The 16,888-nt window shown below is 70.0% G+C and carries 20 protein-coding genes; 10 read left to right on the forward strand and 10 right to left on the reverse strand.

Annotated elements, in window-relative coordinates:
* Positions 1-40: 40 nt before the first annotated feature.
* Positions 41-568 (reverse strand): hypothetical protein, encoded by a 528-nt coding sequence (locus ABT340_RS36325; RefSeq protein ID WP_352015445.1) that lies wholly within the window; start codon positions 566-568, stop codon positions 41-43.
* A gap of 164 nt (positions 569-732) precedes the next feature.
* A complete protein-coding gene (locus ABT340_RS36330) occupies positions 733-1,137 on the reverse strand; it encodes a ribonuclease domain-containing protein (protein WP_352015446.1) in 405 nt (134 codons plus the stop codon).
* A 467-nt stretch (positions 1,138-1,604) separates the two neighbouring features.
* Here ABT340_RS36330 and ABT340_RS36335 point away from each other — a divergent pair, with 467 nt between their 5' ends.
* From ABT340_RS36335 to ABT340_RS36345, 3 genes are all read left to right on the forward strand, one after another.
* Complete coding sequence (locus ABT340_RS36335) at positions 1,605-2,591, forward strand: GlxA family transcriptional regulator (protein WP_352015447.1); 987 nt, start codon at positions 1,605-1,607, stop codon at positions 2,589-2,591.
* A gap of 107 nt (positions 2,592-2,698) precedes the next feature.
* Positions 2,699-4,075 (forward strand): FAD/NAD(P)-binding protein, encoded by a 1,377-nt coding sequence (locus ABT340_RS36340; RefSeq protein WP_352015448.1) that lies wholly within the window; start codon positions 2,699-2,701, stop codon positions 4,073-4,075.
* Between the two features lie 162 nt (positions 4,076-4,237).
* The gene (locus tag ABT340_RS36345; protein WP_352015449.1) at positions 4,238-5,725 is read left to right on the forward strand and encodes an aldehyde dehydrogenase family protein; all 1,488 of its coding nucleotides are present in this window, start codon (positions 4,238-4,240) and stop codon (positions 5,723-5,725) included.
* 108 nt (positions 5,726-5,833) lie between these two features.
* Here the strand turns inward: ABT340_RS36345 and ABT340_RS36350 are convergent, their stop codons facing one another.
* Both ABT340_RS36350 and ABT340_RS36355 read right to left on the reverse strand, forming a co-directional pair.
* Positions 5,834-5,968, reverse strand: coding sequence for a lasso RiPP family leader peptide-containing protein (locus ABT340_RS36350; protein ID WP_352015450.1), 135 nt, complete (start codon positions 5,966-5,968; stop codon positions 5,834-5,836).
* A gap of 150 nt (positions 5,969-6,118) precedes the next feature.
* A complete protein-coding gene (locus tag ABT340_RS36355; RefSeq protein ID WP_352015451.1) occupies positions 6,119-7,288 on the reverse strand; it encodes an alpha/beta hydrolase in 1,170 nt (389 codons plus the stop codon).
* 116 nt (positions 7,289-7,404) lie between these two features.
* On the opposite strand from ABT340_RS36355, the gene ABT340_RS36360 reads away from it, so the two are divergent.
* Positions 7,405-8,286 carry a LysR family transcriptional regulator gene (locus ABT340_RS36360; protein WP_352015504.1) on the forward strand — a complete coding sequence of 294 codons (882 nt, stop codon included), beginning with the start codon at positions 7,405-7,407 and terminating at the stop codon, positions 8,284-8,286.
* Between the two features lie 6 nt (positions 8,287-8,292).
* Here ABT340_RS36360 and ypfJ read toward each other — a convergent pair whose 3' ends face one another.
* From ypfJ to ABT340_RS36390, 6 genes are all read right to left on the reverse strand, one after another.
* Positions 8,293-9,201, reverse strand: a complete 909-nt coding sequence (gene ypfJ, locus ABT340_RS36365; RefSeq protein WP_352015452.1) for a KPN_02809 family neutral zinc metallopeptidase — start codon at positions 9,199-9,201, stop codon at positions 8,293-8,295.
* A 267-nt stretch (positions 9,202-9,468) separates the two neighbouring features.
* Positions 9,469-9,687 carry a BldC family transcriptional regulator gene (locus ABT340_RS36370; protein WP_352015453.1) on the reverse strand — a complete coding sequence of 73 codons (219 nt, stop codon included), beginning with the start codon at positions 9,685-9,687 and terminating at the stop codon, positions 9,469-9,471.
* 18 nt (positions 9,688-9,705) lie between these two features.
* Positions 9,706-9,939, reverse strand: a complete 234-nt coding sequence (locus ABT340_RS36375) for a hypothetical protein (RefSeq protein ID WP_352015454.1) — start codon at positions 9,937-9,939, stop codon at positions 9,706-9,708.
* Positions 9,940-10,237: 298 nt separating this feature from the next.
* A complete protein-coding gene (locus tag ABT340_RS36380; RefSeq protein WP_352015455.1) occupies positions 10,238-10,549 on the reverse strand; it encodes a hypothetical protein in 312 nt (103 codons plus the stop codon).
* Positions 10,550-10,608: 59 nt separating this feature from the next.
* A complete protein-coding gene (locus ABT340_RS36385; RefSeq protein WP_352015456.1) occupies positions 10,609-10,989 on the reverse strand; it encodes a hypothetical protein in 381 nt (126 codons plus the stop codon).
* A complete protein-coding gene (locus tag ABT340_RS36390; protein ID WP_352015457.1) occupies positions 10,986-11,678 on the reverse strand; it encodes a hypothetical protein in 693 nt (230 codons plus the stop codon). Before ABT340_RS36390 ends, ABT340_RS36385 begins: the two co-directional genes overlap by 4 nt.
* A gap of 453 nt (positions 11,679-12,131) precedes the next feature.
* Between ABT340_RS36390 and ABT340_RS36395 the strand changes: the two genes are divergently transcribed.
* The 6 genes from ABT340_RS36395 to ABT340_RS36420 form a co-directional block, all read left to right on the forward strand.
* Positions 12,132-12,377 carry a GntR family transcriptional regulator gene (locus ABT340_RS36395; RefSeq protein WP_352015458.1) on the forward strand — a complete coding sequence of 82 codons (246 nt, stop codon included), beginning with the start codon at positions 12,132-12,134 and terminating at the stop codon, positions 12,375-12,377.
* 215 nt (positions 12,378-12,592) lie between these two features.
* Positions 12,593-13,435, forward strand: a complete 843-nt coding sequence (locus tag ABT340_RS36400; RefSeq protein ID WP_352015459.1) for a helix-turn-helix domain-containing protein — start codon at positions 12,593-12,595, stop codon at positions 13,433-13,435.
* The gene (locus ABT340_RS36405) at positions 13,428-13,634 is read left to right on the forward strand and encodes a DUF397 domain-containing protein (protein WP_352015460.1); all 207 of its coding nucleotides are present in this window, start codon (positions 13,428-13,430) and stop codon (positions 13,632-13,634) included. The genes ABT340_RS36400 and ABT340_RS36405 overlap by 8 nt, the downstream gene beginning before the upstream one ends.
* Before the next feature lie 106 nt (positions 13,635-13,740).
* On the forward strand, positions 13,741-13,944 hold the full coding sequence (locus ABT340_RS36410; protein ID WP_352015461.1) for a DUF397 domain-containing protein: 204 nt from the start codon (positions 13,741-13,743) through the stop codon (positions 13,942-13,944).
* 118 nt (positions 13,945-14,062) lie between these two features.
* A complete protein-coding gene (locus ABT340_RS36415) occupies positions 14,063-14,392 on the forward strand; it encodes a trypco2 family protein (RefSeq protein ID WP_352015462.1) in 330 nt (109 codons plus the stop codon).
* An 88-nt stretch (positions 14,393-14,480) separates the two neighbouring features.
* A partial coding sequence (locus ABT340_RS36420) for a tetratricopeptide repeat protein (RefSeq protein ID WP_352015463.1) occupies positions 14,481-16,888 on the forward strand: 2,408 nt, incomplete at its 3' end.

The following is a 16,888-nucleotide window of genomic DNA, read 5'->3' on the forward strand; positions in this document are numbered from 1 at the left end:
GAGCCAGAACGGCATGGACGACCATCGCACGACGGGAATGTCACACCCCGTTCGGGGGCTCCTGCGGGTATTCGCGGGTTTCGGATTCTCCGAGTAGCCGAACGAGGTCGTCTGAGGTCGCCTCGTCAAGCGCCTCATGAATCTTCTTGAGGAATTTGGAATCACCCATCAGCTCACGTTGACGAGCCAGAAGATGCAGGTCGGGAGTGACGTCAACTCCCAGCTGCCGATGAAGGGTGAAGCTCTTGGTGGCGTAGTCGAAACCGATCGACAGATCCTTGATATCGGTGTGGATGATTCCCAGGTTTCGGAGCGCGTAAGCGACTCCGGCACTGTCACCGATCTTGTGTGCGCTGGCCAGGATCCGGCGGTTCTCTTTGATGGCCCTTCTGTGCGGCCCTCTGGTTCGAGGGCCTATGACCAGCATGAAAAGAAAGAAGGGTATGCCGGTGTATCCAATTGTGAGAAGCAGGGGTTCCGGAACCGGCGACTGGCGAATGCTCTGTAACGTGAGGTCGGGGTCGCCTTCCACAATCGGAATGCAGAACAGCAGACCGACGACGGCCACCCAACGCTTCATAAGGCCCCCCGTCAGGGCGTGGCGAAGTGACGTCACGGAGGGGCCGGTGCGGGAGCCGACCCTCCCCGACAGGGGGACTTTCTCACGATTTGGAGGGTGCACGACAGGCACAACGACGGCGAGGTGACGGCCACACTGCCGTACCGGTGGGGTCAGAGCCGGTAGAAGTCGGTGTAGTGGTTGGGGGAGAACCAGACGACGCCGGTGGAGCGGTTGACGACGATGCGGTAGGCGTCACGCGCCGCGCCCCTGGCCCGGGAGTACACGTCGTACTCGTAGTAGGTGGCGCCCGAGGGCAGCTGCCCCTCACGGTTGTAGAACTGACCGCCGGTGTAGTTGTACCGGCCGTCGGGCCAGGAGTACCACCCGCTGCTCGTCGGGTATCCCTTGGCCGCCCAGATCGAGGCGGCCGAGCGGGCGTCGGAGCACCGGGAGACGGTGCAGGTCGAGTAGACGGCGGCGTCGGCGGGGGTGACGGCGACCAGGCCGGTCAGGAACGTCATCACGGCGAGCGTGACGGCGAGCGGAACGGACCGGATACGACGGGGGGCGTTCACGGGGCCTCCTCACAGACCACAAAGGGGCGGACACCGCCAGGATCACCGCGGGATCGCGCGACGAGGACGACGCCCGCCGAAGGCGGGATGAACTCTTCGTGGCCCGGAGAGGACATGCGTTTCCCTGCCAGGAACCGCGATTCCCCGCCGCGGTTTCCGGATGCCCGTGTGAAGTCTCTCCGTCCATCCCAAATTCCAGGTGTCCGCCGCGCCTTTCGGTCACCCGCCGAGAAAGGGGATTTCCGCCTTACCGGATCGACCACTCTCCGTACCGCACCGCCCACGGTCCGCGCTCCGGCGTCACTTCCGTCCCTCAGGTCACACCCGGACCACCACCGGAGGCGAAATCCATGAACATTAATCGAAGTGACGTTCCAAACCGTGGTTTCTAGGGTTCACTTGTTCCATGAGAAATAGTCAGACGGTTGTAGAACTGTCCACCGTCACACTGTCGGTCGGCTGACCGGATGTCCGCTTTCCGATCGGTGGTTGTCTTCGCCACGGATGGCGTGAGCACGTTCGACATCGGGGGGATAGGCGCGATCTTCGCCGACCGCCTCGAAGCCGGGCTTCCGTCGTTCGACTTCACGGTGTGCGCCGAGCGGCCCGGTCCGCTCCGCACCGACCTGGGCCTGTCGATGCACGTCGAGCACGGTATCGAACGCCTCGACAAGGCCGAATTGATCATTCTGATGCCGGGGTACGACACCCGCCCCGAACCCACCCCCGAGTTGGTCGCCGGACTGCGCGCGGCCAACCGGCGCGGCGCGATCATCGCCGCCTTCTGCACCGGCACCCACCTGCTGGCCGCGACCGGGTTGCTCGACGGACTGCGCGCGAGCACCCACTGGCACCTCCTGGATGACTTCGCCCAGGTCTATCCCAACGTCACCGTGACCGCCGACACCCTCTACATCGACGAGGGGCTGGTGATCACCGGCGCCGGGATCATCGCGGGCATCGACATGTGCCTGCACCTGCTACGCCGCGAACACGGCGCCGCCGTGGCCAACGTCGTCGCCCGCGCGTTGGTCGCCGCGCCGCACCGGGACGGCGACCAGGCCCAGGTCATCACCCGCTCGGTGCCCGGCGACGAGGACGCGCTGTTCGCCGGGGTCATCCACTGGGCCCGCAACAACCTGGACAGACCCCTGCTCGTCAACGACCTGGCCGCCCAGGCCCTGATGAGCCCGCGCACCTTCGCCCGCAAGTTCCGGGCCGCCATGGGCACGACGCCGCACTCCTGGCTGCTGGCCCAGCGGCTCAGCCGCGCCGAGGAGCTCCTCGAAACCACCGAACTGCGGATCGAGGAGATCGCCCGGCTCGTCGGATACAACTCCGTCGCGGTCTTCCGCGAGCAGTTCGCCAAACGGCGGGGCCTGTCACCCCGTGCCCACCGCCAGCGCTACAGCCGCAGCCCCGAACCGAGTTACCCCTCCATGGCGGCCGGCTGAGAACCACCTGACAGGGCGGGGGTCGATGGCGGCAGAACCCCCGCCTACCAGGGGCCCACGCAATACATCCCATATATCCTACCAGGATAGTGGGTATGATGGACGCCGTGTCAGGATCTCCATCTGTCGTCATCGTGGGTGGTGGCGCGAGCGGCACCTTGGCCGCGGTCCATCTCCTCCGCCTGGCGCGGGCGCGTGCCATGCCACTGGAGATCATGTTGATCGACCAGTACGGCAGGCACGCGCAGGGCCAGGCCTACTCGACCACCGACCCCCGGCACCTGCTCAACGCCGCGACCGACAGGATGAGCGGGCTGGACGACGACCCGGGGCACCTGCTGCGCTGGGCCCGGGACAACGGGCTCGACGTCGACGGCTCCGGCTATCTGCCCCGGCAGGCCTACGGGCGCTACCTGCGTGACCTGCTGGCCGCCGCCGAGGACCGGCCCGTCCGGGTGGTGCGCCGGGTGACCGCCACGGCGACCGCCCTCCTGCAGTGCCCCGACGAGGGCCCCGACGTGCGGGTCCAGCTCTCCGGAGGCGGCCGGATCGGTGCCGACGCCGCCGTGCTCGCGCTGGGCAACCGCCCCCAGGCCCCCTGGCCGAGGGTCGTGGACGCGGGCAGCCGCCGCTACGTCGCCGACCCGTGGGCCCCCGGCGCCCTGGCCAGGATCCGTGACGGCGCGCCGGTCCTCGTGGTGGGGACCGGGCTGACCATGGTGGACGTGGCGCTCACGGTGACCTCCGCGCACCCGGGCACGGTGGTGCACGCGCTGTCGCGGCACGCCCTGCTGCCCCTGCCCCATCCCTGCCCCGTGCCGCCCCCGGTCCAGGCCGCGATCCCCGAGGGACCACTCGGCCTGGCCGCCCTGCTGCGCGCCGTACGGCTGGCCGTACGGGACAACGGGGGTGACTGGCCCGCGGTGGTCGACGGCCTGCGCCCGCGGACCCAGCGGTTGTGGGCGAACCTGAGCCCGGACGACCGGCGGCGCTTCCTCGACCTGGTCGCGCGCCACTGGGAGGTCCACCGGCACCGCATCCCTCCCGCGACGGCCGCCAGGATCGGCGAGTTGCGGGCGAACGGCAGGCTGCGTGTGCTCCGTGGCCGGCTGGTCCGGGCCACGACCGGCCCCGAGGGGATCAGCGCCCGGGTGATCGCCGACGGCGCCGTCAGGCGGCTCGACGTCGGCTGGCTGGTCAACGCGACCGGCCCGGGAAGCGGCGTCGCCGGTGATCCCTTCCTGTCCCGCCTGGTCGCCGACGGCGTGGTACGGCAGGACGCGCTGCGGCTCGGGATCGACGCCGATCCCCGCGGCGCCGTCCTCGACGCGACGGGCCGGCCGAGCGACCGGATCTTCACGCTGGGGCCGACGCTGCGCGGAACCCTCTACGAGACGACGGCCATCGCGGAGATCCGTGCCCAGGCCGCGGCCCTGGCCCCTCGTATCGCCGACGCTCTCGCCCTGGCCGTTCATCCACGGTGACCCTCAGGCCACCCAAATCACACCTTGTGCGCTTTCCTCACGCATAGTGTCATGAAGGCTACTCGTCCAACGGGCCGCCCTCCCAAGGACCGGGACGCTCATCGGCACGGGCGGACGCACGGCCCGGCGGAGCGCCTTCGAACAGGAAGGGAGCCAACGCCAATGACGGTGGCCCTGGACAAGAGCGTCGAGGACTTCATCACCAGCCCCCACCAACTGTTCATCGACGGCCAATGGGTCGACGCCGCGTCCGGCAGGACCTTCGCCACCCCCGACCCCGCGACCGGCCAGACCCTCGCGCACGTCGCCGAGGCCGACGCCGAGGACGTCGACCGGGCGGTACGCGCGGCCCGCAGGGCCTTCGAGCACGGCCCGTGGTCCAGGATGACCGCCTCAGAGCGGGGACGGATCATCTGGCGGATCGGCGACCTGATCCTGGAGCACGCCGAGGAACTGGCCCAGCTCGAATCCCTGGACAACGGCAAGCCCCTGTCCGTCGCGCGGGTCGCGGACGTCCCGCTGGCCGCCGACCTGTTCCACTACATGGCGGGCTGGGCCACCAAGATCGAGGGAAACACGATCGCCCTTTCGGTGCCGGGTTCGACCTTCCACGCCTACACCCTGCGCGAGCCGGTCGGTGTGGTCGCCCAGATCATCCCGTGGAACTTCCCGCTGCTGATGGCCGCCTGGAAGCTCGGCCCCGCCCTGGCCACCGGGAACGTGGTGATCCTCAAGCCCGCCGAGCAGACCCCGCTCTCGGCCCTGCGGCTGGCCGAGCTGATCGCCGAGGCGGGGGTGCCGGACGGCGTGGTCAACGTCCTGCCCGGGTACGGCGAGACCGCGGGCGCGGCGCTGGCCGCCCACGACGGCGTGGACAAGGTCGCCTTCACCGGCTCGACCGAGGTCGGCAGGCTGATCGTCCACGCCGCGGCGGGCAACCTGAAGAAGGTCACCCTGGAACTCGGCGGCAAGAGCCCCAACGTCGTCTTCGACGACGCCGACCCCGCCCTCGCCGTCCAGGGCGCGGCGAACGCGATCTTCTTCAACCACGGCCAGTGCTGCATCGCCGGGTCCCGGCTCTTCGTGCACCGCAGCCGGTTCGACGAGGTCGTGGAGGGGGTCGCCGAGATCGCCCGCGGCATCAGGCTCGGCCCCGGCCTCGACGCGGACACACAGATGGGGCCGCTGGTCTCCGACGAGCAGCTGCGCCGGGTGACCGGCTACCTGGACTCGGGCCGCCAGGAGGGCGCCAGGACCGTGACCGGCGGCGACCGGCACGGCGACCAGGGCTACTTCGTCCAGCCGACCGTGATCACCGACGTGCGGCCGGAGATGCGGCTCGTCCGTGAGGAGATCTTCGGCCCCGTCGTGGTCGCCTCGCCCTTCTCCGACCTGGACGAGATCGCCGCCCAGGCCAACGACACCGTCTACGGGCTCGGGGCGGGCATCTGGACCCGTGACATCTCCAAGGCGCACGCCCTGGCGGGGCGGATCCGCGCGGGCACGGTCTGGATCAACTGCTACAACGTCTTCGACGCCGCCCTGCCGTTCGGCGGCTACAAGCAGTCGGGCTGGGGCCGCGAGATGGGTCACCAGGTCCTCGACGCCTACACCGAGGTCAAGTCGGTCTGCACCCAGCTCCACATCTGACCCCTACCCCGGCGCGCCCGCCGCGCAGGTCCGGGCGCGCCGGGCACTCCTCACGGAGCCGGGTTCAAGGGACGGAGGGCCCTGCGGGCAGGGCCCTCCGCGCGACACTCAAACGCCGTTGAAGAGATGGAACGGCGGTAGGCCGCCATCCGGGTAGATCCCCTCGCTCTCGCCCAGGGTGAGGTCGGCGAAGGCGCCCACCTCGACGAGTACGGGCCTGTCGTAGCGCGTGTCGTTGTCCACGTGCTTCCTCCTTCGGGAGATCGGACGCTGTGCGCATCGTCCCCGGCCCACCGCGCTACGCGATGTAGTCGCCAGGACACTCTTGGCTATCCGACCCCCGTCACACGGGCGTCGGGCCACGGGACCACATGTCACCCTCCGCGACGAGGTTCAGGGCCGGGATGCCCTCTCCCGCGATCTCACCAGGGCGGTGAAGGCCTCGACGGCGTCGACGACCGCCTCGAAGCGGAACGAGTGGTACAGGTCGAAGGCGTGGTTCCCGCCGCGCAACTCGACGTAGACGACGGGGGCGGCCGAGGTCTCGCGCAGGCGGCCGGCGAAGTGCCGGGCCTCGGCGACGGGCACGATCGGGTCAAGATCACCGTGGGCCACGAGGAACGGCGGCGCGTCGGCGGTGATGTGGGCCAGCGGCGAGGACTCGGGCCCCTGGCCGAAGTAGGTTCCGTACCAGCCGTTCAGGTAGACGGCGCCGGACACGGAGGTGTCGGCGTCCTCGAAGCCCGGCTGGAAGACGGGGTCGTTCTGGGTGAGCGCGGCCAGCGCCGCCATGTGCCCGCCCGCCGAACTGCCCGCGACGAACAGCGTCGACGGGTCGGCGCCGTACTCGTGGCCGTGCTCGCGCACCCACGCGATGACCTTCTTGAGGTCGATCAGGTGATCCGGGTGCTGGGCCCGGGGCCGCAGCCGGTAGGTGGCGCTGACGCACACCCATCCCTGACCGGCCAGGTGGTGGAGCAGGGGAAGCGACTGGCTGTTCTTGCGTCCGCCGGAGTAGGTGCCGCCGTGCAGGTGGATCATGACGGGTGCGCCCTGCGGGCGCGAGCGGTGGTGGTAGACGTCGAGCAGGTTGCGCCGACCGGCGTCGCCGTACGAGAGGTCGGCCACGCGCCGGACGTCCAGGCGGCGCCGGAAGACGGGCAGGAACAGGACACGCGCCAGCGGGGGACGGCGCCGCAGCCCTTCGGCGAGGTCGGCATCAAGGGCGGCACGCCATCCGATGCCCAGCCCCTGGTCCAGGGCGTGTTCCACCCGTGCCCGTTCCCCGAGCGCGCGACGGGCGACGACCGCGAGCCCGAGCGTGGTCACGGCGGCCAGGGCGACGACCGCCCACCCGCCTGCCGAGTCGATGTCGCCTTCGGCGAACGCCAACGCCGTCGGGAGCAGCAGGAGCCAGAAGAAGGCCGCGAACGGCAGTTCGTTGGCGGCCAGGCCGAAGTAGTAACTCACCCGGCCGAGCGGACGTGAGAACGGCACCGGCCGCAGCGCGAACAGCGTGCCGACCGCGACGAGCGTCACAGGGAACAGATAGCCGACGGGCACCGAACCTCCAAGCCTTTCCGCACCCCAGCCTCCCCGACCCGTCAGCGTCGCATCAACGACGGATCCGATAACGTCTTTTAACCCTGAACTAAATAATCCGGAGGCCGCCCGTGGAGATGCGAGAGATCGAGATCTTTCTGGTGGCGGCCGAGGAGCTGCACTTCAGCCGTACGGCCGAGCGGCTGGGCATCAGCCCGGCCCGCGTCAGCCAGACGATCAAAAAGCAGGAACGGCGCATCGGCGCGCCCCTGTTCGACCGCACCACCCGAGTCGTGCGCCTGTCCCCGCTCGGCGAGCAGCTGTACCAGGCGCTCAAGAGCGGCCACCGGCAGATCGAGCAGGGGATCGCGGCCGCTCAGGCCGCCGCCGACGGCACCGCGGGAACACTGACCCTCGGCACCACCGGCCCGTACTCCCTGCGGATCAAGAACGTTCTCGACCTGTTCCTGGCCCGCCACCCGGACGCCCGCCTCCAGCACCGCGAGATCCAGCCGGCCTCCCCCCTGGACCTGATCAAGTCGGGCGAGTTGGACGTGGCCTACCTGTGGCTGCCGATGCGCGAGCCCGAGCTGACCGTCGGACCGGTCTCGCACACCTCCGAGGTGATGCTGATGGTCTCCGCCGACCATCCCTACGCGGGACGGGACAGCATCTGTCTTGAGGATCTCGGCGACTGCGTCGTGGTCGAGGGCCAGTCGATCCCCCGCTACATGGAGGAGGTCTTCAACCCTTGGCACACCCCTTCCGGCCGCCCCGTCCGCCGCGGCCCCAAGGTCACCACCTGGCAGGAGGCACTCAGTGTCGTCTCCTCGGGCCAGGCCACCGCCGGGGTCACCGCCGAGGCGGTCGACTTCTACCCATGGCCCAGCCTGGCCTTCGTCCCCATCCGGGACGCCCCCCGCTCCCGGTGGGCCTTCGTCTGGCGTACCTCGGACGAGACTCCGCTCGTTCGCGCGTTCGTCAGAGCCGCCGCCGACGCCCTGCGACCGGTGAAGTGACGGGTCTCAGAGGGCGCCGGAGAAGGTGTCGCAGTCGGCGGGGGCTCCCGTTCGGTAGCCGGTGGTGAACCACTTCATCCGTTGTTCGGCGCTGCCGTGTGTCCAGCCCTCGGGATCGACCCTGCCCTGGGTGCGCCGCTGGATCCTGTCGTCGCCGACGGCCGCCGCGGCGTCCAGCGCCTCCTGGATGTCGGCGGCGGTGAACGGGCCGGTGTAGAAGCCGGTCTCGACGGCGTGCTTGGCCCACACCCCCGCATAACAGTCCGCCTGGAGCTCCAGCCTGACCGAGGCGCTCTCGGCCCCCCTGCGGTCATCGCCGACCCGCCGGGAGGTGCCGATCAGGTTCTGCACGTGGTGACCGTACTCGTGGGCGATCACATACGCCTGGGCGAACGGACCTCCCCTGGCGCCGAAACGGCTCTCAAGGTCGCCGAAGAAGCCCAGGTCGAGATAGACGCGGCTGTCGGCCGGGCAGTAGAACGGGCCGACCGCCGAACTGGCCTGGCCGCATCCGGTGTTCACTCCCCCGGTGAACAGGATGGTCCTGGCGTTGCGGTAGGCGCCCTTGCCGCGTTCGGTGAACGCCTCACGCCAGTAGGCCTGCACGCTGTTGACCACGCCGACCACCCGGCACCTGTCCGACTGGTCGGCGTCGCTGCCCTTGCGGCACTCGGCGCCCAGGTCGGAGCCGGAGGTCGCGGGGCGCCGGGCCCCTCCGTCGCCACCGGCACCACCGTCACCGCCGCCGAGCAGCGCCGCCGGGTCGATCCCGAAGAACAGCGCCGCCACCACCAGCACGATCACACCGACGACACCGCCGCCGACCATGAGCCCCCCGCCGGGGAACCCGCCGCCACCGCCGCCGACGTCCTCGACCTGGGAGGCGTCGAGGTCCACGTCGTCGCGAAAGTCCATCGGAGCCGCTTTCTCTGGACGAGATCTGCGCGGCCCCATTGTCTCCCCGATCTCCGTGTCGAGGAAGTCCGCCGGGTCGTCACGGCCTGCCCACATTGGGCTTGGGACGGTGCTCGGGCAGCGCCACAAAACGGACTCGCCGACCGGTCAGCCGTGCGTGGACGGGTCCTCCACTCGGCGTGCTCGGCTGCTCCACGATGCCCGGATCCCCCACACCACGGTCGTCGGGGTCGCGGAGCCTCAATGTGACCTGGTGGTACGGCGGGCCTACCCGTTCAGCAGGGCGCCGATGTCGCTCTGGCGGTAGCGGCGTTGGCCGCTGGGAGTTCGCACCGAGGGGATGCGGCCGGTCAGGGCCCAGCGGTTGACGGTCTTGGGGTCCACGCCGAAGATCCGAGCGACCTCGCCGGGGGTGAGGAGTCGTTCGACGGTGTCCGGTCCGGTGGTGAAGGTGCCGTCGGGGGCGACGGCCTTGAGGGCGGCCATGGGGAACTCCTGGGGGTCTCAGTAGCGGAGGGTGTGCAGGATCTGGTCGTGGCGTGCCAGCGCTCTGGCCAGCCGGTGCAGGGTGGTACGGCCGAGCACGTCCCTGGCTCCGGCTCTGCGCTGGTCGGGCCGCAGGGGGTGGTAGCGGACGGCCCACCACCGGGGCAGGCCGGGCAGGTCGTGTTCCTCGTACCGCCAGGCGGGGTGGGTGCTGATGAGCAGGTCGATCAGGCGCCGTTCGTCGTCGGTCATGGTCGTCCCGGTTCGGAGGCGGGCAGGGAACACACGTCGTTCGGGCCGTGAGGTCAGGGCTTCGACCCTTTTCGCGGGGCGGGTGCCCGGCCCCGAGCCGGGGAGCATGCGGCCGGGCACCCTGGAGGAGGACCGGCCCCACGGATGGGGCCGGTGCGCCAGACGGCTCCCCCCTTCCCCAACACGCTCGGCGTGTGTGGGAGCCGTCTTGCGAGGGTGTGCGGCCCAGGTCCCTCCTACCTGAGCCGCACGTTCATGGGGTACGACGGATGCGGTTCCTCCGCCCGCCGTACCGGCTTCAGGAGCGCAGCAACCCGCGCAATGCCGTGGACCGGCCTGACCCAACGGCCTGAACGGCCCGGGAGATCCGGGCGGACTGCCTGGCCCGAGCGCTCTGGAGGGCACGGGCGACGGCGACGGCCCGGATGCTCGGCGGCACCGCCGGAGACTTCTGGGCGGCCAGCTTGCGGTCCAGCTCCTCGGCCGACTCCGCCCGCACCAACAGCGCGTCCCCGGCGTACGGCCTGCCGGGCAGGGCGCTCCGGTAGGCGCTCCACAGGCCGGACCGCGAGCTGTGGAAGACCAGCCAGCCGGGATGAGCCTGTTGCACGGTGTCACAGGCTCGATCGGAGAACTCGGCCCTTTGACGAGGCACCCGGGCCGTCGGCATCACGCGGCCCTCCCGTCCGGCGAACGTCCTCCGGCGGACACCGTCTCCCCACCGGGCTCCTCGTTCCGTACCCCGGAAGACGGACGACCGGCCCCACCCCTCCTGCGCCGGACCGGCGCCGGAGCAGGCCTCATCGCCCGGATCATCTCGGCCTCCCGCATCCGCTCCTCCAACCCGTCGCCGGTTGGGTCCTCGACGATGACCGGCCGAGAACCGCCCCAGGCTGCGACCGCGTAGAAGCTGCGCCGTCCCAGGCTGTAGAGGATGGTCCAGTCGGCCCACGCCTGGTCGATCCGCTCGGCCTCCGCCTTCGCCGGGCCGTCCCACACCCTCCGGTACACCGGCTCGTACGGCTGGCCGTCGCGGTGCCGTCCGGTCACGAGGGCACCCCCTCAACAACGGTGCGGGCCTTCTCCTCCTGCGCGGCGATGACGGCCTGGACCTCCTCGAAGGTGTCGGCGTCCACGGCCGACTCCGCCCCGGCCCGTACGGCGAGGCGGGGGAAGGGCCGGTCGCGGAAGGCCCAGAACCGGCCCGCGCTGCTGATGAGCAACCGCCAGCCCGGGATCACCGGACGGTCGGGGGTGTGCTGCACGATCTGGACCTCCGTGATCCGATCAGAGGCGTGCCTGGGCGGGGTGCTCGCCAGACGGGCCTGCCCTGCGGGACAAGAAACAGCCGGAACCCGAACACGAGCGCGGGAAACGGGACATCGGTCTCCGCCCCGGTACGGCCTGCCGCTCGCGGGCCGTACACCGCCGGAGTGGCCGGGCTGGCGCACCCTCGCCCAGGAGATCCCCGCCCGGGGAACGCCGGGGGCGGGATGCCGGATTCGTCGCGGCGGCGACGGCCGGGCAGGCGCGACGGACGCGGCCCCCGGCCCCCGCTCCGGAGCGACGGCCGACTCGTCCACGTTCGGAACCCGCTCCGGAACGGCGACGGGATCGTCCGGGGACACCGGCGTCTCGTCGGCCGCCTCCGCAGGACCATCCGGTACGGCGTTCGCGGCCGGAACCATCGCGGGCGCCCCCGGTTCGGGATCAGGATCGGGACGACGCTGACCGGGCACCAGCGGAACCACCTCCCCCGGCGCGACCTCCACCGGAGGCCGAGGCGCCGGAAGAACCTGCGGGCCGTACGCACGCCGAGCCTGCAGCCGGGCGTCCATCAACACCCCGGACGGCTGCACGTACTCATGCCCGTCCTGGGCGGAACAGCCGTGGGCGTAGGGGGAATGCCCACACCGGGCACACCCCATGGGCAGAGGTACGGCACCGGCGAAACAGTCGCACGTGTTCCGGCCGGGAGCCGGAGCACTACTCTTACTCACGTCAGGAGACACCTTCCTGATCAAGGACCTGTTCCGGCGGCGCAACGCCGGGCAGGTCCGTTTTTTACGCTTCGGATGTTTTTAATCGCTTGTAGGTTCGGATTCTTGTCTGTACTCGTATCTACTCATGTAGATCCGTCAGTAGCCGTAGTCACATGAGATGGCGCGTAGATACATCTCTACGTTCGTCCCGTGCATGACTACGAGCCCGATCGCCCGATCTGGATCCAGGTGGTCGAGATCCTGGAGAGCAGGATCCACAGCGGGGAGTACCAGCCTCGACACCTGGTCCCATCAGAAGCGCAGATGGTGCAGGAGTTCGGCATCGCCAGGACCACGGCCCGCAAGGTGGTGGCCTACCTTCGCGATCAGGGGTTGGTCTACACGGTCCCCCAGATCGGAACCTTCGTCAGCTACCCCGGCCGGAAGAGCGACTGAGGTGTGCTTGTCTCCCCTGACGGCCGACTTTCCTCCGTCAGGGGAGAACGCCTGCCGCCCCTGATGCACGGTTAGCGAGGGGCGATCCGTGCGTTTCTGTCATGATGACCTCACTCACTGTGGTGGATCTCACGAGGTAATAATGACGTGAGCAGCGCACGCAAGCAAGTGCTGCTCACTGGATTTTTTCTCAAGGGCACACCACACTTGGCGCCATGGTTCTCAAGTCCCCTACGGTGAGACACCGCAGACTAGGCCGCGAGCTGCGAAAACTCCGCGAAGAGACGGGGCTTTTGCCGGAGACCGCAGCGAAACAGCTCGGGTGGAGCAGACAGAAACTCAATCGGCTGGAGAACGCCCGAACCATGCCGAGCACAACGGACGTCGCGGCTATATGCGATTTGTACGGCACCGATTCCACGACAAAAGCCGGGCTTGTCCAGCTCTGCAAGGATGCGGGCCAGCGTGGCTGGTGGACGGCGTACTCCGACGTCCTGGCCGGAAGCTACGTGGTGTTAGAAGCAGAAGCCACGGCCATCCGCACGTGGGAGCCACTACTGATCCCCGGGCTTCTCCAGAGCGAGGGGTATGCTCGCGCCATCATCCAGGATGTTCGGCCAGCGCTGGAGAAGGACGATCTGGAGCGTCGCGTCACCGCCCGCATGACACGGAAGATCACCCTGTTGGGTGCGAGCGCCCCGACGTTCCACGCGCTGATCGACGAAGGCGCCATCCGCCGCCAAGCCGACCCCGCAGAACTCATGGCCGCCCAGCTCGACGAGCTTCTCCAGATCATGAACCGGCCCAACGTCACGATCCAGGTGATGCCTGCCGTGGCAGGACTACACCTCGGCATGCAAGGCTCCTTCTCGGTGCTCAGCTTCGACCCGGAGGACCCCAGCGTCGGCTACACCGGCTCACCGGGTGGGGACTTGTTCCTCGAAGCTGCCGCCTCGGTGAATCGTCTTATGCTGACGTTCGAGCGCCTCACTGCGATGGCGCTGTCCCCCGAACAGTCCGCGGACCTTATCGCCGCGGTGAGGAGTGACTATGACTGACCCCCGTCTGGCAGATGCCCGATTCCGCAAGTCCAGCCTCAGCGGCGGCGACGACAACTGCGTTGAGGTCGCCACCAACCTCCCCGGCCTGGTGGCCGTCCGTGACAGCAAGGACCCTTCCGGCCCGGCCCTGGCCTTCACCCCCACCCAGTGGCGTTCGTTCGTCGGCCGCGTGAACACCGGCGCCTTCGACGCCTGATCTCCCTTCAAGGCCCCGGCACCGTACGACGCTGGGGCCTTGTGCATGTCAGGGACAGCTCACACAGTGAAGGTCAGGACCCGCTCACCCAAAAGCGAGGAACTCCATGACCCCCGACCTGACCAACGCCGAGTTCCGCAAGTCCAGCCTCAGCGGCGGCAACAACGACTGTGTGGAGGTGGCTACCAACCTCCCCGGCCTAATCGCCGTCCGCGACAGCAAAGACCCCTCCGGCCCCGCCCTGGCCTTCACCCCCGCCCAGTGGCGCTCATTCATCGGCCGCGTGAACACCGGCGCCTTCGACGCCTGATCACCCGTTCCCCCGCGAGACCCTGCCGATCCGTAATCGCCTGAAATGGCGGGGAAACCCGGGCGGCGGGCGGAGCGTCTGTCTTACGGTGAGGGGCCGTGGCGGAAGGGGTGGGCGGGTGGAGATCGAGCTGTCCAAGGCGGTCGAAGGGCTGCGTGACGAGTTGCTGGAGGCGGCGGTCACCGGAGCGGGCAGCCACATCGCGTTCGCGGTGGGGCCGATCGAGCTGGAGTTCGCCGTGGAGTTGAAGGCCGACGCCAAGGCCAAGGCCGGGTTCAAGGCCTGGGTCGTCTCCGCCGATGCCGAAGCGGGGGTGAGTCGGGCACGGACCCACACCGTTCGCGTCACACTCACGCCCAAGCACCGCGACGGCGGTGACCTGCTGATCACCGACACCTCCGGGCAGATCGCCGGGCCGGGCGAGGTCGGCGGGCACCTGGGCCGCTGACTGTCCGGCCTGCTGTTCGACCAGTCCAGGGCCTCGGCGCCGATGCCGGGGCCTTCTGCGGAAGGGAGCGCGGGTGCAGCGTCAGCGGGTGGTCGCCGTCATCACCACCACCTCGGTGGCCGCGTCCGGGCGGGGGTCGGGGTATGTGGTCGGGCCGCGACTGGTGCTGACCTCCGCCCATGTGACCGGCCCGACCGGCTCGCCGGTGGAGGTGTTCCATCCCGGACATCCGCAGACCTACCGTGGGCGCGTGGTGTGGTCGGGCACACCAGGTGGGTGCGACGACGCCGCCCTGGTCGTCATCGACGACCCAGCCTGGAGACCGCCGTCGGGCCGGGCGGTGCGCTGGGGCCGCACCCTCACCTACCGGCCCGGCATCCCGTGCGAGAGCTGGGGGCTGCCCGCCCTGGTGCAGCGCGAAGGTCGTCCGGCTGATTTGCTGCAGCCCTCCGGGACCCTCAACCCCGGCGACCGCTATGTGGGCGACCGCTACGTCATGGCCGTGACCGGCACCGCCCCCGAAGCGCCGATGGACGGATCCTCGCCGTGGGCGGGCATGTCGGGGGCGGCGCTGTTCTGCGGGGACCTGCTGGCCGGGGTCATCACCGCCGATCCGGCAGGGCGCGGCCACGGCCATCTGGAGGCGGTGCCGGCCTACGTGCTGCACCACGACCCGGCCTTCCGCGCCGTGCTGGGCGAGCACAGCGCGATCGAGGAAAGGGAAGGGGTGGTGCTGGAGCCGATCGAGTTCCAGCACCTGGCCGAAGCGGCCGACCCCGCCGCAGTCGTCGTGCCCGGCGGGATCGGGGTCTCACCGGCGGGCCTGCTGCGGGCGCGCCGCCAGATCGTGCCCTTCCACGGCCGCCAGGACGTCCTGGCGCGACTGAACGCCTGGGCCGATCTGCCGGGGTTCGGGGCGCTTCTGTTGCACGGTGTGGGCGGGCAGGGCAAGACTCGCCTGGCCACCCACCTGGCCGGGCAACTGGCCGCCTCCGGGTGGGGCACGCTGTGGCTGCGCCCGAACGCCTCCCCTGCCGATCTGGCCGTGATCGCCGACACCGCCGCCGGGCTGCTGGTGGTCGTCGACTACGCCGAATCACGCACCGATCAGGTCACCGCCCTGCTGGAGGCCGCCACCCGCCTGGAGAGCCTCTGCCCGTTGAAGGTACTGCTGGTGGCCCGCACCGCCGGCTCGTGGTGGCACAGCCTCAAACGCGCCTCCCACACCAACGGGGCCCTGCTGGAGCACGCTCCCCTCATCGACCTGCAGGCTCTGGAGCAGGACCCGGCAGAGCGCGGACACGCCTACCGCCAAGCCGCGCTCGCCTTCGCCCACGCCCTGCAACAGGCGCCGACCCTCGCCGGGGCCGGGGAGTCGTGGAGCGCCCTGGCCGCTGCCCTGCCCCTGCCGGCCGCGCTGGGCACGGCGCAGCGGGGGAACGCGCTGACCCTGCACATGAGCGCGCTGGCCGATCTGCTGGACGCCGCCACCGGCGCAACGGCTGTGGACGGCGGCCACGAGGCGGGTTGGGCGGAGGCGGCCGGGGTGGAGGACCGGCTACTGGAACACGAGGAGCGCTACTGGAGGTCCGCCGCGGTCGTCTTCGGTCTGTATGACCGTACCCGCGATGGGCTGGTGCTGCCTCAGGTCCTGACCGATGCCCTGGCCGCGGCCACCGCGCTGGGCGCCGCCGACCACTCCCAGGCCCTGGCGCTGCTGGCCCGCCTCCCCGCGCTGGCCGAGCAGTCGACTGCCGAACGCCGTGAGCGGGTACGCGACTGGCTGGCCGCCCTCTACCCGCCGACCGACCCTCACCAGCCCTGGGGGACGCTGCAGCCGGACCTGGTGGCCGAGCGTTTCATCGGCCGCCACCTGCCCGCCCGGCCCGGCCTTGCCGACCGACTGACCATCGGAGCCGATACGGCCCAGGCAGTGCAGTTGCTGACCATCTACACCCGGGCGGCCGGCCACCGCGTCTTCGCCGGCAGCCTGGACGCGGCGTTGACCGCGTTGTGCGCACGCCAGGCTGCGGTGCTGGTACCGGCGGCGATCGAGGTCGCTCCCCAGGCCGAACGCCCAGCCCCGTTGCTGGACGCCCTGCAGCAGATGCTGAACGTTCCCGACCTGCCGCACACCACCGTGCAGGCCTGGCATGACCACCTGCCGCAGTACAGCCAGGTACTGGCCGGATGGGCCGTCGACCTCACCACCCGCCTGACCACCTGGCACCGCGACCACCAGGACCTGCCCAACCTCGCGTTAAGCTCGAACAGCCTGTCGATCCGGCTGGGGGATCTCGGACGACGGGAAGAGGGCTTGGCCGCCATCGAAGAAGCCACCGATATCTACCGGAAGCTGGCCCGGACACACCCGGACGCCCACCTGCCCGACCTCGCCATGAGCCTGAACAACCTGTCGATCCGGCTGGGAGATCTCGGACGACGCGAGGAAGGCCTGACCGCCATCGAAGAAGCCACCGCCATCCGCCGGGAACT

Origin of the sequence: Streptosporangium sp. NPDC000239 (assembly GCF_040300765.1) — a bacterium.
In the GTDB taxonomy this organism is placed as follows: Bacteria; Actinomycetota; Actinomycetes; order Streptosporangiales; family Streptosporangiaceae; genus Streptosporangium.

Bases quoted from the DNA above. Each gene is read 5' to 3' on its own strand.
- ABT340_RS36335 (WP_352015447.1), top strand. From the start codon at position 1,605: ATGTCCGCTTTCCGATCGGTGGTTGTCTTCGCCACGGATGGCGTGAGC.
- ABT340_RS36345 (WP_352015449.1), top strand. From the start codon at position 4,238: ATGACGGTGGCCCTGGACAAGAGCGTCGAGGACTTCATCACCAGCCCC.
- ABT340_RS36360 (WP_352015504.1), top strand. From the start codon at position 7,405: ATGCGAGAGATCGAGATCTTTCTGGTGGCGGCCGAGGAGCTGCACTTC.
- ypfJ (WP_352015452.1), bottom strand. From the start codon at position 9,201: ATGGACTTTCGCGACGACGTGGACCTCGACGCCTCCCAGGTCGAGGAC.
- ABT340_RS36370 (WP_352015453.1), bottom strand. From the start codon at position 9,687: ATGGCCGCCCTCAAGGCCGTCGCCCCCGACGGCACCTTCACCACCGGA.
- ABT340_RS36375 (WP_352015454.1), bottom strand. From the start codon at position 9,939: ATGACCGACGACGAACGGCGCCTGATCGACCTGCTCATCAGCACCCAC.
- ABT340_RS36400 (WP_352015459.1), top strand. From the start codon at position 12,593: ATGGTTCTCAAGTCCCCTACGGTGAGACACCGCAGACTAGGCCGCGAG.
- ABT340_RS36405 (WP_352015460.1), top strand. From the start codon at position 13,428: ATGACTGACCCCCGTCTGGCAGATGCCCGATTCCGCAAGTCCAGCCTC.
- ABT340_RS36410 (WP_352015461.1), top strand. From the start codon at position 13,741: ATGACCCCCGACCTGACCAACGCCGAGTTCCGCAAGTCCAGCCTCAGC.